This is a genomic window from Levilactobacillus angrenensis (assembly GCF_003946085.1).
Taxonomy (GTDB): Bacteria; Bacillota; Bacilli; order Lactobacillales; family Lactobacillaceae; genus Levilactobacillus; species Levilactobacillus angrenensis.
Window position 1 is genome coordinate 1 of record NZ_RHOB01000042.1, and the last position, 5,398, is coordinate 5,398.

Consider the following 5,398-nt stretch of genomic DNA (forward strand, 5'->3'; position numbering starts at 1 on the left):
AAGAACTAAGTGATTACCAACTGGTTCAAATCAATTGGTATCTGAATTCACGGCCACTTAAATGTCTTAATTGGCATACACCAATCGAGATCTTCTTGCTTAATTTACGTCATTAAATTCGTTCAAGTTATTTCTTGCAATCTGCCAAATAATAAAAAAACGCCGAGTCTCCTTAAAAGAGGCTCAGCGTTTTTTTAAATCTGTGACCAGACGTCCGCTCCCAAAGTAGGGAAGAGAGGTACGATGCGGCCTAGTTGTTCAGCTGTATATTGAAACTCAATTGCTGGTAATAAAACGTTAATTGCATCGGCAGCATGTTCACTAACTTCAGCTGCTCCTACAAGATGATGGTCTTGATCGTAAATCAAGGTGTTATCACCAATTGTTTCCTTATCAACTTGGCGGAACCATCCGTCAGGAAGATGATTAGTTTTAATGGTGTAATCAGGATTTTGCTGAGCTTCTTCGACGCTCATACCAACCTGTGCGATTTGTGGTGAGGTAAAGACAATGGTTGGGATGGGCGGATAGTTGATTGCGTCAGTAGTCTTTCCTGTGAAAAGTTGGGTTAAATAACTAGATTCAAAGATCGCAGTCGGGGTGAGCTTAGGCTGTTCTTTATCAAGCACATCACCAGAAGCATAGATGTTATCAATGTTAGTTTGAAGATGATCGTTAACTTCGATCCCGTTAGCATTGTAACTAACGCCTACTTCGTCTAATCCGATGTTTTCGATGTTAGGAATTCGTCCGGTAGCATCCAAAATCCAGTCGGTGGTGAGGGTTTCGTGATCGTTATAAGACACGGTAAAATGAGAACCGTCTTCCTCAAAACGATCCACCTGAGCGTTGTAAATGAACTTCACCCCTCGTTTTTCGAGGTCGGCAATGACTTGTTTTACGTAATCTTGATTAAATTTGCGCAACGCCCGATTATGGCGTAAAAGTACAGTGACGTTCGCGCCGGCAGCATTGGCAATCGTGGCAAATTCCATGCCGATATAGCCCGCGCCAATAATTACGATATTTTCAGGAAGCTGTTTGAGGTTCATAAAATCGGTACTGTCATGCGTAAGTTCTGAGCCCATAACATCTAGATGGTGGGGACGTAGCCCCGTTGCAATCACGATTTTGTCAGCGGTGTAGCGCTGTTGATCCACTTCGATGGTGTGAGCATCAACAAATTTTCCACGACCGTGAATAATTTCGATGTCAACAGAGTCGAGTAAACCAGTAATCATGTCCGGCAAGCCGTCGATGACTTCGTGTTCATGTTCTACATTGGCAGTCCAATCCAGCTTTAAGTCACCATTTACAATGCCATCAAGGCGTTCTTGGTGGCGTAAAAGTTGAACCGGGTTGTCCAGCGTAATTTTCGCGTTGCATCCACGGTTTGGACAAGTTCCCCCGATTTTGTCCGCTTCGATAATGGCGACTTTTTTACCACTATTAGCTAGTGGAACCGCCCCGTCGAAGGCACCATGCCCCGCGCCTAAGTACAAAACATCAAATTGATAACTTTCAGTCATTTAATTACCTCCATCCTAAATTTAGGTGAATAAATTAATTACCATTGTTGGCACGAGCATAGCAGAGGATAGGTGCGAGTTGCAAGCGATTGCAACTGAAGAGAACAAAAAGCAATCCTTAACTTTAAATAAGGATTGCTAAAAAATATCTTACTAACGTTTTAATGATTTAATCGATAGCATTGAAATACCACCAATCAAGGAAAAAATAAATGAAACAATAAAAATTCCAGAATAACCAAAAAGACTTATGACGGCAGCGGCTAAAACGGGTGCGATAGCTTGTGTAATTGTATTACCTAAGTTGTAAACACCTAAGAAAAATGCAACACGATTTTGATCGGGGATAACTTTTAAGTTTAATAAATTATCAAGTGCGTTCCATAAGCCCATTCCTAAACCGGCAGCTAAGGCGTAAAGAATAATACCAGTATTATTTCTTAAGAAGAACAGGGAGAGACCTGCAATTGCTAATAAGATAGTTGAGAGACCTACTGGTAATTTCAGTATTTTAAATTTATTAGATAGTGGCCCAGCGACTAATCCCATCAAAATGCCAAAAATAAGCATAATCATGTTAACAAGTTGGATAGAAGATTGAGTTTGATTACCACGATGAAGAAAGTCGGTCATTATATATAAAATGTATCCTGTAATTGCAAAGTTTCCAACTCCCTGAAACATTTTTCCTATAAGAGCTAGGTAGTAGTCGCGCCAATTTGCCAAGAAGGAAAAATTAACTTTACATTTTTTAAAGAAAACTTTTCTTTCTTTTTAGTTGAGGTTTCATCTAAATTAGAAGGCTCATGGACAATCAAAGTTGCAATTAATACGCCAGCAAATGTGAATATACCAAAGACTATAAATCCTAGTCGAAACTGGCTAAGGAACAAAGCACCGATAACGTTAAATCCGTTATTACCTAAAGCCATGCCTAGACCACCATAAGCAGAAGAAGCAGTCCCCTTTCCATCTTCAGGTGCAAAGGATAATCCAGATTTAAAAAGCCAAGAGCTAAAAAAGCCCAACAAACTTTACAACAATAATCGTAAAAAGCGCCTAGAAATAGGCTTTTTTTCATGTTTCGACGTTTGAGAAACGCATTCTAAGTCCAGTTTTTATTAATAAATGGGTTAATGTCCGCTAAATGAATATATAAACTGCGTCATAACTTAACAGTTGTGGCCTGTTTTTTGATGCTGTATAATTAAAGGGTTAGAACCGTGTCATTACTTAATGACATAAGTAAGGAGAGAAAAAGATGAAATATGGCTATGCGCGGGTCAGTACCACTGATCAAAAATTAGCAAATCAAATTGAGTTACTAAAATTGGCAGGAGCAGAAAAAATCTTTCAGGAAAAGTTTACCGGCACAACTACTGAACGACCGGAGTTTCGAAAACTGTTGCGCGCTCTAAAAACAGGTGATACTTTGATTGTCACTAAGCTGGATCGGTTTGCGCGGAACACGCGCGAGGCCTTAGCCATTATCCAAGAGTTGTTTAAAGAAAATGTCAAAGTCAACATTTTGAATATGGGCTTAATTGACAATACGCCGACTGGCCAATTAGTCTTTACAATATTTAGCGCCTTTGCGCAGTTTGAACGCGATATGATTGTCACGCGCACACAAGAAGGTAAATTGTATGCCAAGCAACATGATCCGTTGTTTCGGGAAGGGCGACCGAAAACGTATTCTGATGAACAAATCAGATTTGCTTATGAGCTGCGAAAACAAGGCATGACCTACAAGATGATTGAACGAAAGACGGGGATTAGTAAACGCACGCAGCAGCGACGGTTTAAGTTAATTGAGAAACCAAGTGATACTTCTAAAATCTAAAACAGGTGAAAGATCATGAAAAAGGATATTTGGTAGATTGTGTATGTCCTAAATGGACACAAGCAACGCTCCTAAGCAAAGCCTGTATGTACTGATTTCAGAAAAGCCCTCTATTCCGCGTAATAGAGGACTTTTTTGTGTGCATTCTGCTTAATTTAAACGGACAAGTATACATCTAAAAGGTGAACGTGTTGTCTGAGAGCGCGTAATTATTTACTTTTTTCTTTGTTAGCATCGCTGGATTCCAAAGCCTGCATTTGAGTCGTAAGCGTATTTTGTTCAGGTTAAATTAAAATTGCAAGTTACTTATTACAAGTTACAAGTTACTTGTAATCTGTATCTGGGTGACTCTTTTTATAGCTTCGAAGCCCACGCTTTATTATGTCATCTAAAATCTCAACCATTTTTGTATTTTCTTCGAAGGCAATTTTTCGAATATCATTGTAAAATGATTCTCTAACTCGTAATGGTTTTGTTTTTTCTTTTCGTTTAAAAGGAGAGTCGCCATCTTTTAATTGACTCTCTGCATCAATCTGATCTAAAAGACTTTTCTTTTCCGGCATATTCTACTCCTCCAACAGATTAATTCGTGATAGAGCTTCATCTAATACTACTTGATACATATATAAAGCCCTTTTGTCCCACATATCCTCATCTTTAATTCCACTTTTTCCGAAACGTTTAACACGTTCTCTTTGAAATACGTTCCCATGAAATAGGGCTTTTCCAAAGGCTTGATTAGCGGCTTTCAACACTTCATGATCGACAGGTCCGTCTTTTTTAACCAGATAGGCAATAATGCCAAGCAAATCAAATGATTTGTCATAGTCTTTTCTAAGCCCTTGAAGATAGCTTACAAATTTTAAAGAACTTGAGTAAGATTGCTCTTGAGTCTGCATAACCATAATTACGTAATCTGAGGCTAAAACGGCATTATTTGTATATGCTGATAGCGTTGGCGGAACGTCTATTAAAATATAATCATAATCATTTCTAATTTTTGTTAGCAAAGTTTTTAAAAATAGTGGTCGGTCACTTTTCTTATAATCTTCAAGCATATCAGGAAGCAAAGATAAGCTCCAATCACTAGGCATCAGATCAAGGTAATCTGTGACGTGTGCAATGGACTCAGATAAATCCAGATTCTTAATACCATCAGTTAAACTTTTGGAATTTTTTTGTTTGAATACAGGAAATGTTTTTTCTATAATTTCACTAGCATTTCCTTGTGGATCAAAATCAATTAATAAGGTTTTTCTATGGGCTTTATTTAATAGATAAGAAAAGGTTACACAAGTTGTTGTTTTTCCAACTCCACCTTTAAAGTTTCCTATCGTGATCGATGTGGTCATACAGGATCCTCCAGACTTGAACTTATTAGTTCATAGTCATTGTAATGCAACGAGCATAGCAATTCAACGTAAATATAAAGATACAAATTACAAGTATCAAATTACATGAAACTTGTTACAAATTACTTTTGTTATTTTTGCAATTTTTGTTTATAAACAAGCTGAATAGTGGTATGGTTAATTCATAAAATAGAACATAAAAAAACACCCACCGACGGGAATCGGTGAGCGCCACATAAAAGTCATCTAGTTTAATGACTATTATATCATGGCCGGTGCGATTTTTAAAGCCCTAGGGGACAAGCTGGGGTCTAAATCCAAGGAGACACGTTTGCCAGGGCGACTTCAATAAGTCTGGCTATACCACAACAAGGTCATCTGTACGGCTGGGTGGTGAATGGTGAGCGCGACCATTAACGGCGCGGGTGGTAAAACGAAGCTTCGGCTTGGTGCCACTGATTAGTTGGTGATCGAACAAACATAAATACGTATTACCAACGCCTGCTAGGGCGTTTTTTAGTAGGTTAAACCGAAAACGTAGGTTTATAATGAGTGGTGGTAGCAATACCGCAATTGTACAGACAAGCGACGGGCGTTAACGACCGACGAACTAAGGGGAAACTTTTAGTAGTAGAATTGTACTCTGGTTCAGTTATTCCAAATAGCTGTTTCCA

At 38.6% G+C, this 5,398-nt stretch carries 6 protein-coding genes and 1 pseudogene; 2 read left to right on the top strand and 5 right to left on the bottom strand.

Annotated elements, in window-relative coordinates; translation table 11 throughout:
* Positions 1 to 116 (top strand): annotated as a pseudogene (locus EKM83_RS12805) (IS30 family transposase); the annotation flags it as partial.
* A gap of 78 nt (positions 117 to 194) precedes the next feature.
* On the opposite strand, the gene EKM83_RS12810 reads toward EKM83_RS12805, so the two are convergent.
* The 3 genes from EKM83_RS12810 to EKM83_RS12820 all read right to left on the bottom strand — a co-directional run bounded on the left by EKM83_RS12810 (position 195) and on the right by EKM83_RS12820 (position 2,461).
* Complete coding sequence (locus EKM83_RS12810; RefSeq protein WP_002831210.1) at positions 195 to 1,529, bottom strand: dihydrolipoyl dehydrogenase family protein; 1,335 nt, start codon at positions 1,527 to 1,529, stop codon at positions 195 to 197.
* A 153-nt stretch (positions 1,530 to 1,682) separates the two neighbouring features.
* Positions 1,683 to 2,213, bottom strand: coding sequence for an MFS transporter (locus tag EKM83_RS12815; protein ID WP_005919347.1), 531 nt, complete (start codon positions 2,211 to 2,213; stop codon positions 1,683 to 1,685).
* Positions 2,214 to 2,227: 14 nt separating this feature from the next.
* Positions 2,228 to 2,461 carry a hypothetical protein gene (locus tag EKM83_RS12820; RefSeq protein ID WP_010013316.1) on the bottom strand — a complete coding sequence of 78 codons (234 nt, stop codon included), beginning with the start codon at positions 2,459 to 2,461 and terminating at the stop codon, positions 2,228 to 2,230.
* Positions 2,462 to 2,790: 329 nt separating this feature from the next.
* On the opposite strand from EKM83_RS12820, the gene EKM83_RS12825 reads away from it, so the two are divergent.
* Positions 2,791 to 3,372, top strand: coding sequence for a recombinase family protein (locus tag EKM83_RS12825; protein WP_125577931.1), 582 nt, complete (start codon positions 2,791 to 2,793; stop codon positions 3,370 to 3,372).
* Between the two features lie 323 nt (positions 3,373 to 3,695).
* Here EKM83_RS12825 and EKM83_RS12830 read toward each other — a convergent pair whose 3' ends face one another.
* Entirely contained in the window at positions 3,696 to 3,935 is a 240-nt protein-coding gene (locus tag EKM83_RS12830) for a hypothetical protein (RefSeq protein ID WP_011669001.1), read from the bottom strand.
* Positions 3,936 to 3,938: 3 nt separating this feature from the next.
* Positions 3,939 to 4,724, bottom strand: coding sequence for a ParA family protein (locus EKM83_RS12835; protein WP_011669002.1), 786 nt, complete (start codon positions 4,722 to 4,724; stop codon positions 3,939 to 3,941).
* Positions 4,725 to 5,398 lie beyond the last annotated feature (674 nt).